The 23,141-nt window shown below is 63.2% G+C and carries 18 protein-coding genes and 1 pseudogene; 5 read left to right on the forward strand and 14 right to left on the reverse strand.

What is annotated here, in order from left to right:
- Positions 1-239: 239 nt before the first annotated feature.
- Positions 240-581, forward strand: a pseudogene (locus ACFE8X_RS04495) (transglycosylase SLT domain-containing protein); the annotation flags it as partial.
- Positions 582-725: 144 nt separating this feature from the next.
- On the opposite strand, the gene ACFE8X_RS04500 reads toward ACFE8X_RS04495, so the two are convergent.
- Both ACFE8X_RS04500 and ACFE8X_RS04505 read right to left on the reverse strand, forming a co-directional pair.
- Entirely contained in the window at positions 726-3,086 is a 2,361-nt protein-coding gene (locus ACFE8X_RS04500) for a PAS domain-containing protein (protein WP_375450252.1), read from the reverse strand.
- Positions 3,079-4,620 carry an ATPase domain-containing protein gene (locus ACFE8X_RS04505; protein ID WP_375450253.1) on the reverse strand — a complete coding sequence of 514 codons (1,542 nt, stop codon included), beginning with the start codon at positions 4,618-4,620 and terminating at the stop codon, positions 3,079-3,081. Before ACFE8X_RS04505 ends, ACFE8X_RS04500 begins: the two co-directional genes overlap by 8 nt.
- A gap of 176 nt (positions 4,621-4,796) precedes the next feature.
- Here ACFE8X_RS04505 and polA point away from each other — a divergent pair, with 176 nt between their 5' ends.
- Complete coding sequence (polA, locus tag ACFE8X_RS04510) at positions 4,797-7,691, forward strand: DNA polymerase I (RefSeq protein ID WP_375450254.1); 2,895 nt, start codon at positions 4,797-4,799, stop codon at positions 7,689-7,691.
- Positions 7,692-7,848: 157 nt separating this feature from the next.
- On the opposite strand, the gene ACFE8X_RS04515 is transcribed toward polA, so the two are convergent.
- Together ACFE8X_RS04515 and ACFE8X_RS04520 are read right to left on the reverse strand one after the other, a co-directional pair.
- Entirely contained in the window at positions 7,849-8,577 is a 729-nt protein-coding gene (locus ACFE8X_RS04515; protein ID WP_375450255.1) for a hypothetical protein, read from the reverse strand.
- Positions 8,574-9,590 (reverse strand): AAA family ATPase, encoded by a 1,017-nt coding sequence (locus ACFE8X_RS04520; protein ID WP_375450256.1) that lies wholly within the window; start codon positions 9,588-9,590, stop codon positions 8,574-8,576. The genes ACFE8X_RS04515 and ACFE8X_RS04520 overlap by 4 nt, the downstream gene beginning before the upstream one ends.
- Positions 9,591-10,477: 887 nt before the next feature.
- Between ACFE8X_RS04520 and ACFE8X_RS04525 the strand changes: the two genes are divergently transcribed.
- Together ACFE8X_RS04525 and ACFE8X_RS04530 are read left to right on the forward strand one after the other, a co-directional pair.
- Positions 10,478-10,735, forward strand: a complete 258-nt coding sequence (locus ACFE8X_RS04525) for a DUF2171 domain-containing protein (protein ID WP_375450257.1) — start codon at positions 10,478-10,480, stop codon at positions 10,733-10,735.
- An 18-nt stretch (positions 10,736-10,753) separates the two neighbouring features.
- The gene (locus tag ACFE8X_RS04530; protein ID WP_375450258.1) at positions 10,754-11,170 is read left to right on the forward strand and encodes a DUF1810 domain-containing protein; all 417 of its coding nucleotides are present in this window, start codon (positions 10,754-10,756) and stop codon (positions 11,168-11,170) included.
- On the opposite strand, the gene tsaE is transcribed toward ACFE8X_RS04530, so the two are convergent.
- The 10 genes from tsaE to ACFE8X_RS04580 form a co-directional block, all read right to left on the reverse strand.
- Positions 11,157-11,594, reverse strand: coding sequence for a tRNA (adenosine(37)-N6)-threonylcarbamoyltransferase complex ATPase subunit type 1 TsaE (gene tsaE / locus ACFE8X_RS04535; RefSeq protein WP_375450259.1), 438 nt, complete (start codon positions 11,592-11,594; stop codon positions 11,157-11,159). The two genes, ACFE8X_RS04530 and tsaE, sit on opposite strands and share 14 nt — an antisense overlap.
- A complete protein-coding gene (locus ACFE8X_RS04540; RefSeq protein ID WP_375450260.1) occupies positions 11,595-14,009 on the reverse strand; it encodes an ATP-binding protein in 2,415 nt (804 codons plus the stop codon).
- Positions 14,010-14,367: 358 nt separating this feature from the next.
- Positions 14,368-15,771 (reverse strand): adenosylhomocysteinase, encoded by a 1,404-nt coding sequence (gene ahcY, locus ACFE8X_RS04545; RefSeq protein WP_375450261.1) that lies wholly within the window; start codon positions 15,769-15,771, stop codon positions 14,368-14,370.
- A gap of 149 nt (positions 15,772-15,920) precedes the next feature.
- Positions 15,921-16,424, reverse strand: coding sequence for a DUF2937 family protein (locus ACFE8X_RS04550; RefSeq protein ID WP_375450262.1), 504 nt, complete (start codon positions 16,422-16,424; stop codon positions 15,921-15,923).
- 48 nt (positions 16,425-16,472) lie between these two features.
- Positions 16,473-17,009, reverse strand: a complete 537-nt coding sequence (locus ACFE8X_RS04555; RefSeq protein ID WP_375450263.1) for a GrpB family protein — start codon at positions 17,007-17,009, stop codon at positions 16,473-16,475.
- A complete protein-coding gene (locus tag ACFE8X_RS04560) occupies positions 17,006-17,317 on the reverse strand; it encodes an HPr family phosphocarrier protein (protein WP_375450264.1) in 312 nt (103 codons plus the stop codon). Before ACFE8X_RS04560 ends, ACFE8X_RS04555 begins: the two co-directional genes overlap by 4 nt.
- Before the next feature lie 3 nt (positions 17,318-17,320).
- Positions 17,321-17,722 (reverse strand): PTS sugar transporter subunit IIA, encoded by a 402-nt coding sequence (locus ACFE8X_RS04565; RefSeq protein ID WP_375450265.1) that lies wholly within the window; start codon positions 17,720-17,722, stop codon positions 17,321-17,323.
- 118 nt (positions 17,723-17,840) lie between these two features.
- The gene (locus ACFE8X_RS04570; protein WP_375450266.1) at positions 17,841-18,311 is read right to left on the reverse strand and encodes an HPr kinase/phosphorylase; all 471 of its coding nucleotides are present in this window, start codon (positions 18,309-18,311) and stop codon (positions 17,841-17,843) included.
- 9 nt (positions 18,312-18,320) lie between these two features.
- The gene (locus ACFE8X_RS04575) at positions 18,321-20,120 is read right to left on the reverse strand and encodes a stimulus-sensing domain-containing protein (RefSeq protein WP_375450267.1); all 1,800 of its coding nucleotides are present in this window, start codon (positions 20,118-20,120) and stop codon (positions 18,321-18,323) included.
- Between the two features lie 5 nt (positions 20,121-20,125).
- Entirely contained in the window at positions 20,126-20,842 is a 717-nt protein-coding gene (locus ACFE8X_RS04580; protein ID WP_375450268.1) for a response regulator transcription factor, read from the reverse strand.
- Between the two features lie 251 nt (positions 20,843-21,093).
- Between ACFE8X_RS04580 and pckA the strand changes: the two genes are divergently transcribed.
- Entirely contained in the window at positions 21,094-22,683 is a 1,590-nt protein-coding gene (gene pckA / locus ACFE8X_RS04585) for a phosphoenolpyruvate carboxykinase (ATP) (protein ID WP_375450269.1), read from the forward strand.
- Positions 22,684-23,141 lie beyond the last annotated feature (458 nt).

A 23,141-nucleotide genomic window follows, 5' to 3' on the forward strand; every position in this document is an offset into this window, starting at 1 on the left:
CCATGCGACAGACGGCAATCATGGTGGTGAGCGGGGCCCTGCTGGGGCTGCTGGTCTCGGGCTGCTCGATGAGCTCGTTCCGCCCGGCGCCCGGGCCGATCGCCACTGCGGCGCCACAGCCCGCGACGCGGGCCGCTGCGCCCGACAAGGCCGATGGCAATCCGCTGGAGGGGCTTCTGGCATTCGCTTCGTCGGGCGAGGCGCCGGCGTTTGCGCCCCCCGGCATGGGCCGGCCGGCGCTCGATCCGCTGATCGCCAAATATGCAGCACAATACAATGTGCCCGAACGGCTGGTGCGCCGCGTCATCGTGCGCGAAAGCGGCTACAATCCGGGGGCGCGCCATGGGCCCTATTACGGCTTGATGCAGATCAGCCACGCCACCGCACGGGGCATGGGCTATAGCGGCAATCCGGGCGGCCTGCTCGATGCCGACACCAATCTGCGCTATGCCGCCAAATACCTGGCCGGCGCCTATGTGACCGCGCGCGGCAACGAAGACCAGGCAATGCGCTTTTACGCCAGCGGCTATTATTACGATGCCAAGCGGGCCGGCCTCCTGGAAGAAGCGGGCCTGCGCTAACGCTTCACCTCTCCCTTGGCGGAGAGGTCGACCCTCTTGGGTCGGGTGAGGCGCCATCCCCTGTACTCATCCCGTAAGGGGCTGCTCGTCGACCTCGCCCCGAGGGAGGTGAAAAACTCCGAGCCGTCAACTCCTAGTCGGAAATCACGACCCCGGCGCCAGGGCCACCGTCAGCAGGCGCGACAGGTGCGCCGCCAATTCGGCCTGCTGGTAGGGCTTGGCCAGGCGCGGCAGGTCGGTGGTGGTGCCGCTGGGCAGGTCGGCATAGCCGGTAGCCAGAAGAATTGGCAGGCCGGGATAAAGATCGCGCGCCTTGGTGGCCAGCTCGACCCCGGTCATGCCGGGCATGGCATAGTCGGTGATCAGGGCGTCGATATGGGTGCCGCTGGTCAGGATTTCGAGCGCCTGCTTGCCCGAATAGGCCTCGATGACCGTGTGCCCGAGGTCTTCGACCATATCGACGGTGTTCATGTTGATCAGCGCATCATCGTCGACCACCAGAATGGTGGAAGCGGGCGCTTCGGTCTTGATGGGTTCCATTTCCTGGACCTCCTCGATTGGTGCGGTTGATACCGGAAGCCAGAGCTCGGCGGTCGTGCCCTGGCCGGGCTGGCTGGACAAGGTCAGCGCGCCACCCAGTTGCACGGCCAGGCCGTGGACCATGGACAGGCCCAGCCCGGTGCCCTTGCCCAATTCCTTGGTGGAGAAAAACGGCTCGATTGCACTCTTGAGCGTGGTTTCGTCCATGCCGAAACCGGTATCGGTGACGCTGAGGCGCAGAAAATGGCCGGTCAGGCCCGCAGTCTTGCCGAGGTCATCGAGTTGCGACAGCGCGATGCGCAGGTAACCGCCATCGGGCATGGCGTCGCGCGCATTGACCGCCAGGTTCAGGATTGCCAGTTCGAGCTGGTTGGCATCGACCGTGGCGGGCGGCAGGCCGGCCTCCAGGTCGAACTCCACCGTCACCAACGGGCCGATCGAGCGCTCCACCAGGGCGCGCATGCCCTCGAGCAGGTCCTCGAGGTCGGTGGGCACGGACTTGAGGTCCTGCCGGCGCGCAAAGGCCAGCAGCCGCGCGGTCAGCGAAGCACCGCGCTGGGTACCCTGCATGGCGCCATCGATGAAGCGATGCAGTTGCGGATCGTCGGGCAGGCGCTTGCGCAGCAGTTCCAGATTGCCCTGTACGGCGGCCAGCAGATTGTTGAAGTCATGGGCCACCCCGCCGGTCAATTGGCCGATGGTCTCCATCTTCTGGGCCTGGCGCAATTGTTCCTCGGCGCGGCGCCGCTCGGTCATTTCGCGGAAAAACGCAGCGCCGCCGACGATCTGGCCATCGCCACCGCGCAGGGGCGCATGCTGGCTTTCGAGGGCGATCTGCCCGGCGGCATCCGTGGTCAGCTCGATTTCCTCGATCGGCCCGGCAATGCCGTCCAGGGCATCGCGCAGGCGCGGCTCGATGGCGGAGGCCTGGCCGGGCCCGATCAGTTCGGCCAGCGGGCGACCCTTGGCGCGCTCGGCACTGATGCCGAACAGGCGCTCCATCACCGGGTTCCAGATGGTCACCCGCAAGTCGGCATCATAGGCGACGACGCCGGCCGGCACGCTGGTCATCAACAGGCCCGACAGGGCCCGCTCGCCCCGCAGGGCCTCCTGGGTGCGCTCGCGCTCGAGGGCCAATTCCTGCACTATTTCGGACTGGAAGGCTTCGGCGTATTTGCGCTTGGTAATGTCGGACACGACGCCGATCACCGTCTCGGGCAGGCCTTGCGGCCCTGCCAATACGCGGGCGCGAACATCGACCCAATGCTCTGAGCCGTCCGGCCAGTTGATGCGATATTCGATCACCAGGTCGGACCCTGTGATGATCGTATCGTCCATGGCGCGCTGCACGCGGCTCTGGTCGGGCCAGGCGATGGCCGCGATCAGGTCGGCAAAGAGGAGGCGGTCACCGGGGGCGCGACCGTAGCAGGCCTTGAACTGGTCCGAGCCGGTCAGCAGCTGCTCGGCAATGTCGAGCTCCCAGGTTCCCATCCGGCCCGCCACCAGGGCGGTCGACAGGGTTTGCTCGCTGGCAAGCAAATCCTCGAGATTGCGCCGGGCCTGATATTGGCGGCGCCGCCCGCGCAAGGCGTGATCGACCACATTCTTGAGCGCCGAGGGTTGGAACGGCCGCTCCATGAAAATCACGTTGCCCAGCGCCGACTGGATCCCGGCCAGCAAAGGGTTCTGATGCGGGCCGCCCAGGCGCTGGGTCAGAATGATGAAGGGAAAATCCGACCACGGCGCCTGCGCCTCGACCCAATCGGTCAGCATCGTCAAGTCGGCATGGTGCAACGCTTCGTCGGTGACCAGCGCAAAGCCCGCACCGTCCTTGAGGCCGTCAACCAGATCGGCGATGTCCCGGCGCGCCCGGCCCAGGTGACCGGCCTCGTGCAACAGGGCCACCGCGACGCCGGCATCTCGTCCGGACGGGGCCAGGACCAGGGCGTGCTCAGAGCTATTCACGCTGGTTTGTCCCCGCCATCAGGCGGACGGAGGCCGGATTCATAACAAGGTCGTCACCGATAAGGGGGTTGTTGCTGCCCAGATAGGTCGGAACGCCGGTCAGCACGCCCTGGAAATTCTCCAGCGGCTCGCCAATCTCGAAGCCACCATGGCCCACGCGATATTGGCGAATGGTGTCCTCGTGGGAGCCGGTGCGTTTCTTGACGACGGATATGGCCCGGCGCACCCGGCCCAGCGCCTCGAAATAGCGCAACAGGATCACGGTGTCGGCGATATAGGTCACGTCGACGGGCGATTTCATGTCGCCTACGAGGCCATGCTGGGCCACCGTCATGAAGGTGGTGGCGCCCTGCCGGTTGAGATATTGCAGCAGTTCGTGGATGTGCAGCAGCAGCGCCTCTTCTTGCGGCATGGCCGCCTGATAGCCGTTGAGGCTGTCGATCACCACGGTCTTGACCTGGGCGGCGTCGACCCGCCCGCGAACGCGGTGGGCGAATTCACCCGGCGACAGTTCGCTGGCATCGACCTGCTCGATCAGCAGATTGCCAGAGGCTCGCATGGCTTCCAGGTCGATCGACAGGCCCTTTGCCCGATTGAACAATAGGCCCAACTCCTCGTCGAACACGAAAATGGCTGCTTTTTCGCCGCGCTCCACCGCCGCCTTGGCAAACATCAGCGTCAAGGTCGACTTGCCGGCGCCCGCTGGTCCCAGCACGAGGGCGCTCGACCCGCGCTCGACGCCGCCGCCCAAAAGCGCGTCCAGCGCCGCATTGTTGCTGGTCAGGGGATCGCGGACATAGTCGATGCGGTGTTCAGCCGATACCAGGCGCGGGAACACCTCGACGCCGCCACGCTTGATGGTGAAATCGTGGTAGCCGCCGCGATAGGCCTGACCACGATATTTGATGACCCGCAGCCGCCGCCGTTCTGCGCCGTATTCAGGCATCAGCTCCTCCAGCCGCACCACGCCATGGGCGACGGAATGTACCGTCTTGTCCTGTTCTTCGGTGGTCAAATCGTCCAGCATCAACACGGTGGCGCCATTGCGGGCAAAATAATGCTTGAGCAGCAGGATTTGCCGCCGATAGCGCAATGAGCTCTGCGCCAGGAGGCGGATCTCGGACAGGCTGTCGATAACGATGCGATGGGGCACGATACGCTCGACCACCTCGAACATCGCCTTGGTGGTTTCGCCCAGTTCCAGATCGGACGAATAAAGCAGGGTCTGCTGCTGGGTGTCGAGCAGACTTTCGGGGGGCGCCAGCTCGAACACGCTGAACTTGTCCCCGATCGCCCAACCGTGCGAAACTGCAGTCAGGCGCAGCTCGTCCTCGGTTTCCGACAAGGTAATATAAAGCCCGGTCTCGCCCGCACGCGCGCCCTCAAGCAAAAACTGCAAGGCAATCGTGGTCTTGCCGGTGCCAGGATTGCCCTCGACCAGGTAGAGATGTCCACGCGTCAGCCCGCCGAGCAGGATATCGTCGAGCCCCGGCACACCAAGCCGGGCTTTGTCGGGAAGGGGTAAATCTGACATGACGCTATACCGATTAAATCCATGGCGGCTGTGAACCGCTCTTATCCGCGATGCGGCCCAACGAAACAGCGAGGCAATGGTTCCCCCCCGAGTACCAATATGCGCGAAAAACCTGCCACCCTTTGACGCCGCGCCGGCTTCCCGTACAGTCGAGGCGCGCATTCAGGAATCGATACATGCATCTGCTGCTCGTTGACGGCTCGACCTATATTTTCCGCGCCTACCATGCGCTGCCGCCGCTGACGCGCAAATCGGACGGGCTGCCGGTCGGCTGCGTGTCGGGCTTTTGCAACATGCTGTTCAAACTGACCGAGGACATGAAGGGGGCCGACGCGCCCACCCATATGGCGGTTATCTTCGATCACAAGGGTAAGACCTTCCGCGACGATTTCTATCCCGCCTACAAGGCGCAGCGCCCCCCTGCCCCCGAGGACCTCGTCCCGCAATTTCCCCTGACCCGCGCCGCCACCAGGGCCTTCGGCATCGCCTGCATCGAGATGGAGGGCTGGGAGGCCGACGACATCATCGCCACCTATGCCTGTCAGGCCAAGGCGGCCGGCGGCAAGGTCACCATCGTCTCGACCGACAAGGACCTGATGCAATTGGTCGAGGCCGACGGCTCGATCCGCATGCTCGATACGCTCAAGAACAAATGGATCGGCGTCGAGGAAGTGTTCGAAAAATTCGGCGTCACCCCCGACAAGGTCATCGAGGTACAATCGCTGGCCGGCGACAGCGTCGACAATGTCCCGGGCGTTCCCGGCATCGGCTACAAGACCGCCGCCGAATTGATCAACACCTATGGCGATCTCGAAACCCTCCTGGAGCGCGCCGGCGAGATCCGGCAGAACAAGCGGCGCGAGTCGCTGATCGAGCATGCCGAAAGCGCCCGCATCTCCAAGCGCCTCGTGACGCTGGAACAGGCCGTGCCGGTGGAGCTGGCGCTCGATGCGCTTCTGCGCGAGCCCATCAGCGGCGCCAAGCTGGTGCCGTTCCTCAAGGCGATGGAGTTCACCACCATCGTCAAGCGCATCGCCGCCTTGGAAAATTTCGATCCCGACGCCTTCGAGCCCGATCCCGAACTGCGCGCCGGCAATGCGGTGGAGGACAAAAAGACCACCTCGCTCTCGGTCGCCAAGGCCAAGCTCGAGGCGCCGCAGGTGCCCGGCACGGGTCCCGCGCTGCATGCCCAGCAGGTGCACGAGACGATCAAGGCCATCCCGGTGCGCTACGAGGACTACGAAACCGTCACCACCGAGGATCAGCTCACCGCCTGGGTGGCGCGTATCCTCGACAAGGGACTGGTTTGCATCGATACCGAAACCACCGGGCTCGATCCGCAATCGGCGGATCTGGTGGGCCTCTGCTTCTCCACCGCGCCGGGCAATGGCTGCTACATTCCCCTGGCGCATACGCTGGGCGCCGCCAGCCTGCTCGACCAGGGCGGGCTGGTCGAAGGGCAATTGCCGATGGGCCGCGTGCTCGACATCGTCAGGCCGCTTCTGGAACACCCTTCCATCCTCAAGATCGGGCAGAACACCAAATACGATATTTCGGTGCTGGCGCGCTACGGCATCACCATGGCGCCGATCGACGATACCATGCTGATCTCCTATGCGCTGGATGGCGCGCGCTACAATGGCATGGACGTGCTCGCCGATGCCTGGCTCGGCCATAAATGCATTTCCTTTGCCGAGCTGGCCGGCACCGGCAAGGCGCAAAAGACCTTCGATCAGCTCGACATCCCCGCCGCCGCCCGCTATGCCGCCGAGGATGCCGATATTACCCTGCGCCTCTGGCATCTGCTCAAGCCTCGCCTGGTCGCCGAAAATGCCACGACGCTGTACGAAACCCTGGAGCGCCCCCTGGCCCCCGTGCTGTCGCGCATGGAGCAGCGCGGCATTGCGGTGGATCGGCAAATCCTGTCGCGCCTGTCGGGCGATTTTTCCCAGCGTGCCGCGGCGCTCGAGGCCGAGGCCTATGAGCTCGCCGGCCAAAGCTTCAACCTGGGCTCGCCCAAGCAGCTGGGCGAAATCCTTTTCGACAAGATGCAGTTGCCCGGCGGCTCCAAGACCAAGACCGGCGCCTGGGCCACCGGCGCCGACGTGCTCGAGGACCTCGCCCTCAAGGGCATTCCCCTGGCCCGTACCATCGTCGACTGGCGCCAGCTCACCAAGCTCAAGGGCACCTATACCGATGCCCTGCCCGCCCATATCAATGCCCGCACGGGCCGCGTCCACACCTCCTATTCGCAGGCTGCCGTCTTGACCGGGCGCATTTCCTCCAACGAGCCGAACCTGCAGAACATCCCGGTGCGCACCGAGGACGGTCGCAAGATCCGCTCCGCCTTCGTCGCCGCCCGCGGCAAGATCCTGATCTCCGCCGATTATTCCCAGATCGAGCTGCGGGTCCTGGCCCATATCGCCGACATCCAGTCGCTCAAGGACGCCTTCGAGGAAGGCCTCGACATCCATGCCATGACCGCCTCCGAAATGTTCGGCGTCCCGGTCGAGGGCATGCCGTCCGACGTGCGCCGCCGCGCCAAGGCGATCAATTTCGGCATCATCTACGGCATTTCCGCCTTTGGCCTGGCCAACCAGCTCGCAATCGGCCGCACCGAAGCGGGCGACTATATCAAGACCTATTTCGAGCGCTTCCCCGGCATCAAGGACTACATGGACGAACAACGCCGCCGCGTCAAAATCGAGGGCTTCGTCACCACCCTGTTCGGCCGCAAGATCCAGTTCCCCAACGCCAATTCCTCCAACCCCGCCGAACGCAGCTTCGTCGAACGCGCCTCCATCAACGCCCCCATCCAGGGCTCCGCCGCCGACATCATCCGCCGCGCCATGATCCGCATGGAACCGGCTTTGAAGAAGGCCGGCGTGGAGGCGGACATGCTGCTGCAAGTGCACGACGAGCTGATCTTCGAGGTGCCTTTGGGGAGCGAGGCGGTGGCGATGCCGGCGATCACGAAGGTGATGGAGGGTGCGGCGGAACCGGCAGTGCGACTGTCAGTGCCGATCAAGGTGGATGCTCACGCGGCGCACAATTGGGATGAGGCGCACTGACCGACGGCCAAAGGCAAAATCGCTCCGGTGGAGCGATTTTAGTCGGTCAGGCCCGAAGAGCTATGCTCGCAGGGCCCAGGCGTGCCGCGTACCCTACCTAGATATCGCTAGTCGACGGCACGACAGCTGGAAGATAATCTTTGAACTCACCGCGCCTCTACGCTGCCGACAGTGCCGACCGCAATTCTAGATCCGTTAAGTGTGGTGACGGCTCAAATACGTCCACGCCACCAGGTATCTTAGCAGCACCGTCGCGTAGTCCTGCGACCATTTCCTTGCCATGTAGCCAAGCCTTCTCATCCATGGCAAAAATCTGCTCAACCTCAGCCGCAATCTTTCCAACGTTGACGTTAATGCCTTTGGCCTTTTTCGCAAAATCAAAGCGCCAATTGATGGCTTTTTCTTTCATTGCTGGGGTTTTATGGTGCAAGGCGCCGGCACGAAGAGCCTCCAACTCCAACGGACCTATGTGCGGATTCACATGGGCTAAGTGTTCGATGGCGGAAAAGTAGGCCTCAACGTCCGCGCCACTTGTGACGAAGGGCGTAGCTCCTGCTTCACGGATCGCTTTTTTCCAAGTCTCTACATCCGCGTCTGCCAAGTAGTCGCGATCGCGATGCACAACGATCTTGGCATTAGAAAATGCCCTGATCGCTTGAATCAAGGAACGCGTATTGTCTACGGCCTTGACCCCAAAATATGATTTTATTGCCACCTTCTTGTTCTTGACGTTGTTTGCGTCAACTAAAAGTTCCAACGGTCTGATTATGCTATCTTCTGTGACAATTAGAACTTCAGGCTGGCTAGCTGCCAGATATTCCTTGACATCAAGGGCGCCCATGTCGAGTAGAACATCAACCGAATCATCGACTGTCGCTTCCTTCACGTCGCCCTTCTGAACCAGAATATCTTCGAACGACCCACGGTAGCATCTAGAACGTGTCTGGAATGCGTGGTCATTACGACCTGCGTTCCTCTCGCAGCAACCATTTCTGACAGAACAGAACATATCGCTCTTTGATTGTTAGGATGAAGATGCGAGTCGGGCTCGTCCAAAACAATAATATTCGGAGAGTAAAGATGGATGTACGCCAGTATTTGTATTGCTTGCAGTAGTCCAGTTCCGGCCAACTCCAATGGTATTTCACCACCGTCTTGAAGAGAAATAAATATATCAATAAATTCGTCGATTGTCTGATCAAAATCTACTCTTAGTTGAACGCTTGGAAAGACAAGACGGAGATCGTCAAGAAAACTTTTCATCTCCGCTGGCTTCTCGGAGAGCCGATATAGAATATTACGCAGAATAACATTGGCGTCTCCGCGCGCCAAGGCCCGAAGCAAAAGTCCGTCGCTCTGCAGGGGCTCTGCTTTTGCCAACCCAGCCAAACCTGGCGAGAAGATAGAGAAAGGGCTGTCTAAGGCGGACAGGCGCCGAGCCACATCTTTGTTGTCAACGGAAACGCTTATGTTGTTGTTTTTGCCTTTCCGAACATGGGTCTCAAGCGTTGAGCCGTCGCTGAGGGCCAGTTTGATGACTATGTCCGATTCGGCAGCTTTGGATTCGACGAGTCTTCCTCCATTGGCCAGCGCGTAGGGATCACGAGCTGGTGAATAGATGATCTGGTCCGGACTAATGCTGCTGGTGTCGACCTTCTCCCACCGTCTAACTAAATTCGAAGATTGCAATATCGATATAAGAAAATGTAACGCCTGTATTATTGAACTTTTGCCGCTGTTGTTTGCGCCGATGAAAACATTGAAATCTGCAAGATCGACATTTACGTCTTGCAGGCCTTTAAAGCGACGAATGGCGACGTTAGAAATGTGTGTCTTTTGCATTTTCTGGTTCGGATGACCTGTTTTCTTCAGATTGGGACTAACTCCGATGACTTGCAAGGGCGGCTCGATATTCTCCTCGCTTCACTGCCGCTGCGCCTTGGATAGCTTAGCGCGTAGGGACGACCTTGACCGTCGGGAGCGCGGTGCAAACTCAATCCTGCCGTGTCCCAGCTCCATCCCCCACGGTGTCGCCCCGGCGCAGGCCGGGGCCTATCCTGAGACAATGCCACTTGCCGCCAGATGGTTGTCGGAACCGCATCCCATGTGTCTGCCGCCCACCCCCACCCAACCTTCCCCCTGGCAGGGGGAGGAGTCTGCCGGTGGGTTGAACTGGATCGCGTTCCAAAAGTGGAGCGGTCTCCTCCCCCTCCCAGGGGGAGGCAGGGTGGGGGTCCTCATTGGCCCCGATCCATCCCCTCTATCGCCCTTCTCCCCACCCCCGATGCCCTGCGTTATCCTTCCCCTCACATCTCCCACGTGAGCGGGGCCGCGACGAACGGTCCGTGGGGAGCAGATGGGGAGCATGGGGTCGCCCAGGCTTGCGCGTGGCTCGCTGACAACCAGCCGGATGACGGCTCGACCTGCATCGGACGCACTGTCCCAGGCAGGCGGGCCGGAGCATCCAACCCGAAAGGGCGGCTGCTCCAACGCGCACGCCAAAAATCCCCTCGTATGCGGCGAGACGGTCGTCTCCCCCTTTATCTATCCCATGAGGCGCCTCTCGCCGCATGCCGCTTGTCCAGTTCCAACCGCACCGGCCTGCCGGCGCGGCGCTTCGGCCTGCCGATGGCGACACGCCACCGTGCTCCGCCCTGATCGCCCACCTTGGCGGGCCGGCCCGTCCGGCAGAAACAGCACAAAAGATCATGCGAGCTTTGCCCCGAGCCGATGCATCCATCCGCTGCGGGCGACGTTTCCCCAGTCAACCCAGCAGGAGCGCGAACATGAGCAATCTCGACGGCATCAGGGAACATATGGAAGTCATCGGCGCCGATGGCGTGCATATCGGCACGGTCGACAAGGTCGAGGGCGGCCGCATCAAGCTGACCAAGGCCGATAGCGGCGAGGGCAGCCATGAGGGCCATCACCATTTCATCGAAGGCAGCTATGTGGCCGAAATCGAGGGTGACAAGGTTCGCCTGTCGGCCACCGGCGCCAACGCGGTGCTGCACGAGGAAGAAGAAGACGGCGGCCAAGCCTGACCGGAGCTGTCCGGGGCGATGTTCGACCGGTTCCTCATCGCCCAGGAAGGCGTTTACCCCCAGGCACTCGCGGAACTGCGCGCCGGGCAAAAGCGCAGCCATTGGATGTGGTTCATCTTTCCCCAGATCGCTGGGCTGGGCCAGAGTGCCACGTCACGTCGGTTTGCATTAAGCTCGCTGGCCGAAGCGCGCGAATTCAGCGATCACCTGGTCCTGGGGGAGCGCCTGCGCCGCTGCACCAGTGCCGTGCTGGAAGCGTCCGCCCGGCCAGAGGGGCCGGATGTCTCGGCAATTTTTGGCGCCCCCGACGATCTGAAGTTTCACTCCTCGATGACCTTGTTCTCGCGCGCAGCGCCGCACGAGGCCGTGTTCCGCCGGGCGTTGGTGACGCTGTTCGCGGGCGTCGAGGACATTGAAACTATCAAGCGGATTTGAGGGGCTCGGTCAGGCTCACCACGCGCCCTTCGCCGCCCGGCGGGATGGTCAGCGCGATGACCAGCGTCGCGGCACCGAACAATTCTGGCGCCCGCTCGGGCCACTCGACCAAGACGATGGCGCCGGGATCGCCTAGAAGGCCCAGTTCGTCGATTTCGCGCGGATCGCCCAGCCGATAGAGATCGGCATGCAACACCGCACCAATTGGCGCTTCATACGGCTGGACCAGCGCGAAGGTCGGCGATGGCACCTCAAAGGCGGGATCGCCCATCAGCGTGCGGATGATGGCACGGGCCAAAGCGGTCTTGCCGGCGCCCAGATCGCCCAGCAGCAAGACCACGGCACCGGGCCGCAACGCGGCCGCGAGTTCGGCGCCCAGGGCATCGGTCGCCGCCGGATCGGCCAGCAGGCGCTCGCCGATCATTTATTCGGCGATTCCGGCCAGCGCGATATCACGCGGCAGGTTGACGGTGATGCGGCTGCCACGCGGTTCACGCCGCTCGGCGGTGATGGTGCCGCCATGCAGGTTGACGAAGGTCTTGACGATGGCGAGGCCGAGTCCGGCTCCGCGCTGGCGCCCCGCAGGAGAGTCGATACGGGTCAGAATGGCGTTCTTCATTTCGTCGGTCAGCCCCGGCCCCTCGTCCTCGATGACGAACAGCATGCGCTGCGACCGGCTGGTGACGGTCAGCCGGATCTCCCCACCGGGCGGCGAGAAGCGGGCGGCATTGGACAACAAATTATACAGCACCTGCACGATGCGCGTACCATCGGCAATGAAGGGGGGCAGATTGTCGGCAATAGCGACGGCCAGGTTGATGGGTTGTTCCCCTGAAATTTCGGGAAAGGTCGCCGACAGGCCGGCGCGCGCTTTTTCGACCAAAGCGGGGACGTCCTGCAGTTCGGGCCGCAGTTCGGCGATACCGGCATCGACCGAGGCGAGATCGAGGATGTTGTCGATCAAAACGCCCAGGGTGACCGAGGAGGCGCGGATATAGTCGATATAGGCGCGCTGGCGCCCGTCCAGCGTGCCGGCTTCGCTCGAGGCGAGCAGGTCGGCGAAGCCGATGATGTTGGTCAGGGGCGAGCGCAGTTCGTAAGATACGTTTTCAACGAACGCGTCCTTGAGCAGGTCGGCCGCCACCAGCGCATCGTTGCGCTCCTTGAGCACGCGCGAATAGCTGGCCCCTTCGGTCACATCGAGAAAGGTCATCATGGTCTGACCGTCGGGCAGGCGGGTGATGGCATAATCCAGAAGCCGGCCGTCGGCACGGTTGATGCGGCCGGTGGTGTCGGAGCGGGTGGGGTTGAGATCGATGATGCCGCGCTTCAGGTCGCGCCAGATGCTGCCGCCATCCTCGGGCATGGCGCGGCCGGAGGCTTCGGCGATCTGGTCGATATGGGGGCTCTGGCCCAGCTCGTTCATTGGCAATTTCCACAAGGCCGAGAGGCGCGGATTGCTGATGGTCAGCCGGCCGTTGGTGCCGAACACGGCCACGGCTTCGGACAGCGCATTGATGGTTTCGCGCTGCACGTTGGTAAAGGCCTTGTTGCTGCTTTCGAGCTTGAGGCGTTCGGTAATGTCCTCGAACACGTAGATGACGCCGCCCCTGGGGCCGGCGGGGGCGGAAATCACCTTGATGGTGCGTCCGTCGGGCAGATGCCAGGGCTCGTTTTCACGCGGCGCATCAAGCTCGTAGGAGGTCAGGTGCTTGGCGCGCCAGGTCTGGTAATCCACCTGGGCCGGCAGCATGTCCTGGGTGCGCAGCTTGTCAAGAATGGCGCGCTCGTCGAGACCGGGCAGCAGAAATTTCGGGTCGAGCCGCCACAGCGCCGCATAGGCCTGGTTGAATTGCACCAGTTCGCGCGCCGCGTTGAAAATGGCGATCGGGGTGGCCAGGGCGCCGATGATGCCCCCGATATGGGCCTGGCTGAGGTCGGCCGGTTCGCGCATGGCTTCGGTGGAGCGCAGATAGCCGGCGCGGCCACCGGCAACGGCAAATTCAACCAGCTCGAACGCGCCCTGGCCCGGAAAGGAAACAGCCATGCTGGCGGGTTTGTCGCCTTGGCAGGCGGCCAGGTGGCGGTTGAGTTCGGCGGGGCTCAGGAGCTCGGCCGGCGCGGTTTCGGTGCCGGCCTTGCCAAGGTCCCTGGACAGCTTGAGATAGGCGGCATTGGCAAAAATCAGCTTGCCGTTCGCGTCGCGGGCGAAAGCCGGCTTGCCCAGCAGCGCCAGGAGAGCGCGGATGCCGGGCAGATCATTGGACGCGGCCGCTTGCGGCAGAACCGGCTCGGCCAGAGCGGGTTGCAAAAAAGCGGGACGCAGGCGCAGCGCGGCGCCTCCGCCCAGCACCCAGCCATTGGCCCGGATCACGCGTCCGTCCAGCGCCTTGAGGCTAGCGGCAAAGGCGTGGCCCTCCACCCGCAGGGCTTCGAGCAGGCGCGCCAATTGGTCGGCATCGCTGCCGTCGAGCCAGCTGGAAAAGTTCAACACGCTTTCGGGCTGGCGTCCCGGCGGCAGGACGGACGCGGCCTGGCCGAGAAACTTGACGGCGCCGCCGTTCTTTTCGGTCCACAAGACGGTGACTTCGCGGGTGCCCGACAGCAGGGCCTCGTATTCATCGACCAGGGCGCGCAGGCCGGCGATCTGTTCGCTCGATTGACGGCGGGCGGCGTTGCTATCCACCAGCATGCTGCGCACGATCGCCATGGCCACCAGAGCAAAGCCGCCGGCGCCGACGGCGATGGCGAGCGGGGCGGCCCCGGCCATGGTGCTGCCGGACGCTGATTGCGCCAGCGCCGGCACGGCCGAAATCAGGGTCAGGGGGGCGCCAACCAATGTCGCGAATCCCCAACGTGTCCGGAAACGATCCGGCGCCATGCGCTGCCTCTTAGTGTCTGTTGTCGATGCCAATGCCGGCCCGAAATAGCGGGCCGGAACGCATGCACTAGCGGAACCACGCACGCAGGACCGTTGGTCCTTGTCGTTCCCGTTCGGCGGCCTTAAGCCCCAGGCTGCCGAATCATGTCACCATAGCGGGCGAGGGAATCGGCTAAAAGAGTCTTAATGGTTGTGCATAGCGGGCAAATCACGGATATGCCCACTTGACGGAGAACGAAGCAGAAACCTGTACGTTCAAGAAAAAAGGTCCGCCGCAAGAAGCGGCGAGCCTTGGCAACAACAGCAACAAATCGGTTCAATAGCGGTATTCGCCCGATTTGAAGGGGCCGTTCTGGCCGACACCAATATAGTCGGCCTGAGCCTTGCTCAGCTTGGTCAGCTTGGCGCCCAGCTTGGCCAGGTGCAGTTCGGCGACTTTTTCATCCAGATGCTTGGGCAGCACGTGCACTTTCTTGTCGAGCGTCCGGCCATTGGTCCACAGCTCGATCTGGGCCAGCGTCTGGTTGGAAAACGAAGCGCTCATCACGAAGCTGGGGTGGCCGGTGGCATTGCCCAGATTGACCAGCCGTCCCTCCGACAGCAACAGAAGCCGTTTGCCGCTGGGCTGCTCGACCATGTCCACCTGCGGCTTGATATTGGTCCATTTGAAATTTCGAAGGCCCAGCACGTCGATCTCGTTGTCGAAATGGCCGATATTGCAGACGATGGCCATGTCCTTGAGATTGCGCATGTCATCGACCATGAGCACGTCGCGATTGCCGGTGGCGGTGACCACGATGTCGGCGCGATGGGCGGCGTCCTCCAGGGTCACCACCTCAAAGCCTTCCATGGCGGCCTGGAGGGCGCAGATCGGATCGACCTCGGTCACCAGCACGCGCGCGCCGGCGCCGCGCAGGGATTCGGCGGAGCCCTTGCCGACATCGCCGAAGCCACAAACGATGGCGACCTTGCCGGCGAGCATGACATCGGTGCCGCGGCGGATGGCGTCCACCAGCGATTCACGGGTGCCGTATTTGTTGTCGAACTTGGACTTGGTGACGCTGTCGTTGACGTTGATCGCCGGGAACGGCAATTCGCCCTTGGCATGCAGCTGATAGAGACGCATCACGCCCGTGGTGGTTTCTTCGGACACGCCGCGAATGGCGTTCTTGATGGAAGAGAAAAAGCCGGGGCTCTTGGCGAGCCGCGCCCTGATGGTGGCAAAGAAGATTTCCTCTTCCTCGTTGCCGGGCTTGTCGAGAGTGGAAATGTCGGTTTCGGCCTTGGCGCCGTTGAGGATGTACATGGTGGCGTCCCCGCCATCATCCAGGATCATGTTGGGGGTAAGACCATTGCCCCAATCCATCATGCGGTCGGTAAAGGCCCAGTATTCCTCGAGAGTCTCGCCCTTGTGGGCGAACACCGGGATGCCGGCGGCGGCAATGGCGGCGGCGGCGTGATCCTGGGTCGAAAAGATGTTGCAGCTGACCCAGCGCACTTGCGCTCCCAGCGCCACCAGCGTCTCGATCAGCACGGCGGTCTGGATGGTCATATGCAGCGAGCCGGCGATGCGCGCGCCCTTGAGCGGCTGGGCAGCGGCATATTCCTCGCGGATCGCCATCAGCCCGGGCATTTCGATCTCGGCGATCGCGATTTCCTTGCGCCCGAAATCGGCAAGGGCAATGTCTTTGACCGCGTAGTCGGCTGGCGTCAGGCTCATGGAAGGCTCCGGCTGGATGGATGGCGCTGGCGCGCTTATACGCGGGGCCGCCGTCCGGATCAACCGGGATATAAAGATAGGTTTATATCCCGGTCATGATGATCTTGCCGGGAGGAGTGATCAATGGTGCTGATCGAAGTGAGGAGAAACTATCGATAGGCTGGATAGCGCCTGCGAAACGGCATCGCCAGAAACCGCCAAATTCCCGACATCAGCAAATACCCCACCAGCAGTCCCCCGCCGGCATAAAGGATGCCCTCCACCGTCACCGGCACCGCCGGCTGATAGTTCTCCAGCGTCCGGGCGCCGATATCGGTATCGAAAAAGGCCGGCAGCAGCTGGAAGCGCTCGATGGCATCGGCATTGCGGATGCGGGCAAGCGTCGCGCTCAACTGCTCGTAGCGGGCGAAATTGGCCGCCTCGCTGATGCCGCGCCCGGCCAGGAACGTGTCCGGGGATGCTTCGAACCGGGTCAGCGCCTGCTGCCGGTCCAGGCCGGCTGCGGTCGCGTCGCGATCGAATTTCTCGGTGACGATCCGCAATTCGTCCACGGCCCCACCCAGGCGCTGGGTATATTGCTGGGCATATTCGGGAAACTGGCTGAGCGCCACGGCCAGTGCGACTCCACCTATCCCCGCAACCACACGCCGCATGCCATTGTCCTCCTTGCAGCACCTGCCGGGGCGCAACGATACGCCGCCTCAGCGGTTCCAGGGCACTTGGCGCGGCGGGCCGCCCAGCGAGAGTATGAGTGGATCGATGAAGTCCGTCTTAAGCTTGGAATAGCTTTCGCGATCGGTGCGGAAGCGGGCGGCCAGGTCCTGCTTGAGCGCGAGATAGCGGTCCCGCACGTCGTCATGGGCGCGCAGGTGATCGCGAAACAGCAAGTGCCGCGTGACCTCGTCGGGATGGTCATGGATATGCAGATGATGGGTGCGGCGGGGCGCTGGCGGCAGGCCCTTGGCCAGGTAGAGCTTGGTGGTATCGGGATTGTCCGCCCAATAGCTGTAGCCCTGCGCCTCCAGCGCCGGGATGGCGGCGCGCGCCGTCTTCAGGTCCTCGACCAGCACGATGATGTCGATGATGGGTTTGGCCGGCAGGCCGGGAATGGCGGTGGATCCCATATGTTCGAGCAGCAGCGGCGCGACCGCAAAGCACGGCAGGATGAGCGTACGTTCCGCTTCGAACGCTGCCGGCCAGAGCGGATCGGCGGCATGCAGTTCGATCGCCTCGCTCACTCGGCCGCCCCGTCGCTGTCCTCGTCGAAGCCGTTATTGACCAGTTCGACGATGGCTTCGAGCGCCTCGCGGGCCTGCTTGCCGCTGGCCTGGACCAGGATGGTCGAGCCCGGCCCGGCCCCCAGCATCATCAGGCCCATGATGGAATTGCCGGCCACGGAGGTGCCGTCCTTGACCACGTTGACCGTGGCGTCGAAGCATTCGGCGGTGCGCACGAAGCGCGCCGAAGCGCGGGCGTGCAGGCCCTTGCGATTGACGATGGTGAGTTGCTGGGCGACGGCACGGTCGCCGGCGGCGGTGTCCACCATGGGCTAGCCCGCGCTCAGGATGGAATTGGCGACGTTGATGTATTTGCGGCCGGCTTCCTGGGCAAGGTTGACGGCCTCCTTGATCGCCATGTCGGAGCGGACGCGTGCCAGCTTGACCAGCATGGGCAGGTTGACCCCGGCGATCACCTCGACCTGCCGGTTCTGCATCACCGAAATGGCCAGGTTTGACGGCGTGCCGCCGAACATGTCGGTCAGGATGATGACGCCATCGCCGTCGTCGGCTGCATCGATCGCCATGAGGATGTCGTTGCGGCGGCTTTCCATATTGTCCTCGGGGCCGATGGCGATGGTCTCGCAATGGTCCTGCGGCCCCACCACATGCTCCAGCGCCGACTTGAATTCGTGGGCCAGCGCGCCATGCGTCACAAGAACCATACCGATCATGCAATTTCCCCGGATTGCCCCGCACTACCCGCTACAGGTCGCCCGAGCCATATCAGAACAGTGCGCCAGCCTGGCACAGTCTTGCCCCGGCAGAGCGTGGATTCAAGAGCGTATTTTGTCACAATGATGCCGAGCGCGGGCTGAGTGCGGCAATGGCCTCGCGCACCAGCAGCATCTGGTGGCCCAGCCCGATCACGCCGGCCTTGGGAACGGGCGCGCGCGCCACCGCAATGCCGAGCACTTCGGTTGCGAACTCGTGCTCCTCCAGCATGCGGGCAAAGTCCTCTACCAGGTCGATCACCACATGCAGTCGGGCCTGCCCCTGCTGCGGACGGCGCACGATGCCGCGACCGCGCAGTTCGACCAGCCCGCCCAGGCGCGGCGGCGCCTGCATGATGATCATCTGCTCGCGGGCGCTCAGATCGACCCGGTCGTCGGATATGAGAAATGACGGTTCCCCACGGTCGTTCCAGCGATCGAGCAGGCTCAGCGCCAGCACCGACTTGCCGGTGCCCGTGGGACCGCGCAGCAACACGCCGATTTCGCCCAGCACCAGGCCCGTCGCATGCACATTGGTGGCTTTACTCATGCCGCCAATCTATTTGCGGGCCTTGGGCAATACAACAGAGAACACGGCGCCGGACCGCTCGGGGCGATTGTGCGCCTTGATGGTACCCTTGTGGGCCTCCACGATCTGCTTGGAGATCGACAGGCCCAGCCCCGAATGGTCGCCAAAACTCTCGGTATCGGGGCGGTCGGTATAAAAGCGCTGGAAGATGCGGGTGACATCGCCGGCAATGCCGGGCCCTTCGTCGGTGACGGTCACCGCAATCTCGTCGGCATCGGTGGAGAGCGCCACCCGCACGGTGCCGCCATCGGGTGAAAACGAGACGGCATTGTCGATGAGGTTGGAAAACACCTGCGCCAGCCGGCTTTCGTGGCCATTGACGATGGCGATGCCGCGCCCGGCCCGCTTGGCCATCTCCACCCGGACATGGCGCTGGGAGGCCATGTCGTTGTGCATCGACACCATGGTTTCGGCCAGCTTTTCCACATCGACGCGCTCGGCCCCCTCGCGGGCCAGTTCGGCATCGAGCCGGCTGGCATTGGAAATGTCGGAAATCAGCCGGTCGAGCCGGCGCACATCGTGCTGGATGATGGCATTGAGGCGCTCCAGGTCCTCGGGCCGCTTGGCGCGCGGCAGGGTTTCAACGGCGCTGCGCAGCGAGGTCAGCGGATTCTTGAGTTCATGGGCGACGTCGGCGGCGAAGCGCTCGATGGCCTCGATCCGGCTATAGAGCGCATCGGTCATGGAGCGCAGGGCGCGCGACAGGTGCCCGATCTCGTCGGTGCGGTCGGTGAAGTCGGGGATTTCGGCACGGGCATTGCCGGCGGTCTGCACGCGCTCGGCGGCCGCCGACAGGCGCCGCATTGGTCCCGCGATGGTGCCGGCAAGGAGCAGCGACAGGGCGATCTGCACCGCCGCCGCGATCAGGGCGATGCGCAATATGCCCCAGCGTTCCTGGGACACGATGGAGTCGATATCGCCCGGCGCGGTGGACAGCAGGATCACGCCGACCACGGCCCGCAGCCTTTGCACCGGCACCGCGACCGACACCACCAGCCGGTTGGCGCCATCGACGCGCACAAAATCGGCTGGCGCGCCGGAGAGAGCCGAATCCACCTCGGGATAGCGCCGGCCCTCGTCGACGCCGTATTCCTGGTATTGCGGGTAATTGTCGCCCGGCACCCAGGCCAGCATGGCGTTCCACCAGTCCCATAAAAAGAAATCGGGCGTGGTGGTGATCGCCTGCCGGATCACCTCGCCGCGCGCATAGATATTGTCGCTATCAAGGATCATCAGCCCGCCCTGGTCGTAGATGCGGGCGCGGGTGCGGGTCGGGGTAATCAGGTTGCGCAGGAGCGGCGCCACCCGCTCCGGATTGATGGGAAATTCCAGCGTAGGATCGAAATAGCTCAGGGGCGACAGGGACGAGCCGCTCTGCAATTCCAGCAGCCGATCGGGGTTGACCGAAATCACGTCGCTGTCGACGGTGGCCGAAGCGGCGACTGCCGCAGCGATGATTTCGCCCTGCACGCGCAACGATTGCACGCGTGCATCGATCAGCCCGGCGCGCCACTGGTTGAGGTACAAAATCCCCACCACCAGGACCAGCAGGCCCGCCAGGTTGAGCACGATGATGCGGCGCGTCAGGCTGGAAAAGATGGTGAAATCGAGAAACCGGCCGATCGCGGCGGCCAGTTGGTAAACCGGCTTCAGCAGCAGACGCTGCCGGTTGCGCCGTGGCTTGGGCTGCGGTTCGGGCGGAGCAGAGACAGGCCCCTGCGGTGGGGTCTCACCGGTATCCTGCTGGCGGTCCTGATCCAGAATGGCCAAACTGCCTATTGCTCCTTGAAGCGGTAGCCAACGCCGTACAGCGTTTCGATCATCTCGAAGTCGTCGTCGGTCGCCTTGAATTTCTTGCGCAGCCGCTTGATGTGCGAATCGATGGTGCGATCATCGACATAGACCTGGTCGTCATAGGCCGCATCCATCAGCGCATTGCGCGACTTGACCACGCCGGGCCGCAGCGCCAGCGCCTGCAGGATCAAAAACTCGGTGACCGTCAGGGTGACGCGCTGGTTCTTCCAGGTGCAGGTGTGGCGCTCCTCGTCCATGACAAGCGAGCCGCGCTCGATCAGCGCCTTGCCCGAGCCCAGCTCGCCGGGGGCACCGGGAGGGGCGGAGGGATCGCGGGGCGCTGAGCGGCGCAGGATTGCCTTGACGCGTTCAACCAGCAGGCGCTGGCTGAAGGGCTTGGTAATGAAATCGTCGGCGCCCATCTTGAGCCCGAACAGTTCATCGATCTCCTCGTCCTTGGAGGTCAGGAAGATCACCGGGACGTCCGATTTCTGGCGCAGGCGGCGCAGCAGTTCCATACCGTCCATGCGCGGCATCTTGATATCGAGAATGGCCAGATCCGGCTTGTCGGTGGTCAATCCCTCAAGGCCGGACGCGCCATCGGTGTAGGTCGCGACCTGATAGCCCTCCGCCTCCAGCGTCAGCGACACAGAGGTCAGAATATTGCGATCGTCATCCACCAGGGCGATCTTTGGCATGGGCTGCCTTTCTCTTGTTATGGACGGGGCAACGGCCCGGACGCTTATAGGCTGCGTGGTTGGGAGCGACAAATACGCGTAAAATATGGCGTGGCCAAGGGATATGCTGGCCTTCATCCCCTCCGAAAGGCGATGCAACTTCAGTCTTACGACCGATTCAGGGATGGCTAGGCGCCGATACTGCGCCTTATCTTGCGCCCTGTTGAGCGTTGCGAGCAGTGTTTTTCGCGATGCCGCTCGGGAGCAATGCCATGCCGACATTCGACCACCAGGCCCTGCGCCAGACCATTGAACAGGGTGCATCGACGCTGAGCCGCAACGCCCTGCCCCCCGTGCTGGTGGCGCAGGCGCTCGAGGGCAAGGAGGCCGAACTGACGGCCGACGGCGCTCTTTGCGTGCGCACCGGCGCCTTTACGGGCCGCTCGCCCAAGGACAAGTTCATCGTGCGCGACGGGCTGACCGAGCACAGCGTCTGGTGGGACAATGCCGGCGCCCTGTCGCCGCGCCATTTCGACGTGCTGCTGGCCGATGCCATCGCGTCGCTCACTGGACAAAAGCTGTTGCGCCAGGACCTGCTGGCGGGAGCCGATCCGCGCCACCAGTATGCGGTGACGGTGCTGACCCCCAGCGCTTGGCATGCGCTGTTCATCCGCAATCTGCTGATCCGTCCCGGCGAGGTCGAGACCGGAGCGGCGGCGCCCGTCACCATCGTCCATGTGCCCCATTTCAAGGCCGATCCGGCCCGCCATGGCAGCCGCAGCAATACCGTGATCGCGCTCGACATGAGCCGCAATATCGTGGTCATCGCCGGCACGCTCTATGCCGGGGAAATCAAGAAAAGCGTGTTCTCGCTGTTCAATTTCCATGCTCCCCGCCAGGGCGTGTTGCCGATGCATTGTTCGGCCAATCTGGGCGCCGACGGCGAAACCGCTTTGTTTTTCGGGCTGTCGGGCACCGGCAAGACCACGCTCAGCAATGATCCCGCCCGACCGTTGATCGGGGATGACGAGCATGGCTGGAGCCAGGACGGCATCTTCAACCTCGAGGGCGGGTGCTACGCCAAGACGGTCAAGCTGAGCGCCAGCGCCGAGCCGGAAATCTTTGCCGCCACCAAATGCTTCGGCACGGTGCTGGAAAACGTGGTGCTGGACGGGGCAAGCGCCGTCCCCGATTTCAACGATATCTCGCTGACCGAAAACACCCGCGCGGCCTATCCGCTCCAGATGCTGCCCTCGATCGCCAAGGGCAGCATGGGCGGCGTGCCGCGCACCGTGGTGTTCCTGACCGCCGATGCCTTTGGCGTGCTGCCGCCCATCGCCCGGCTGACGCCGGAGCAGGCGGTCTATCATTTCCTGTCGGGCTATACCGCCAAGGTCGCGGGCACGGAACGCGGCGTCACCGAGCCGCAGGCGACTTTTTCGGCCTGTTTCGGAGCGCCGTTCATGCCGCTGCATCCCAGCGTTTACGGCGAAATGCTGGCCGAAAAGCTTGCCAGCAGCGGCGCCAAGGCCTGGCTGATCAATACCGGCTGGACGGGTGGCAGCTATGGCGTGGGCCGGCGCATCGACCTGGCCTCGACCCGGCTTCTGCTCAACGCCGCGCTCGGCGGTACGCTAGAGCAGAGCCCGATGCGGATGGACGCACTGTTCGGCTTCGCGGTGCCGCTGGCGGTGGAGGGGGTCGCCCCAGGGCTGCTCACCCCGCGCGACACCTGGGCCGATAGCGAAGCCTACGACGCCAAGGCTGCGTACCTGGCCGGATTGTTCCGCAAGAACTTCGAAAAATTCGGCGTCGATGCCGACGCATCGGCCGGACCGCGGTTCGCCCAGGCGGCGGAGTAGGCTACGGCGTTGAGCCTGGTGGTGTTTCTCCCTGCGCGTGGGTTGCTCCGGAGACCCCCATCCAATGTCCCACCGGCAGGGGGAGAACCGCTGTTGGGTTGGATGGATCGCATCCTACAAGTCGATGATGCCAACCTCAATCTAGGCCAGGAGTGGCATCTTCTTGTCCCTTGCCGAGGCAGGGCTATGACATATGGCACCATTCCGCCACAACCACCAGACAGCTCTTCCCCTGCCAGGGGGAGGCTGGGGGGGTATGGGAGCCCCGATATTGGGCTAATAAACCCCCACCTTGATCCTCCCCCTGAAGGGGGAGGTATCGACTGAGACGTTTGGCAAAAGCCTTGGTCATAGATGACAAACCCGGCTTATATGGGAAGGCCGGGTGGGGATTGGTTTGTGGCTACCAACACCAACTCCGCCTCCCAAGCGGAAGAAAAACGCGACGTAAACTGAGT

Source organism: uncultured Devosia sp. (assembly GCF_964244875.1).
Taxonomy (GTDB): Bacteria; Pseudomonadota; Alphaproteobacteria; order Rhizobiales; family Devosiaceae; genus Devosia.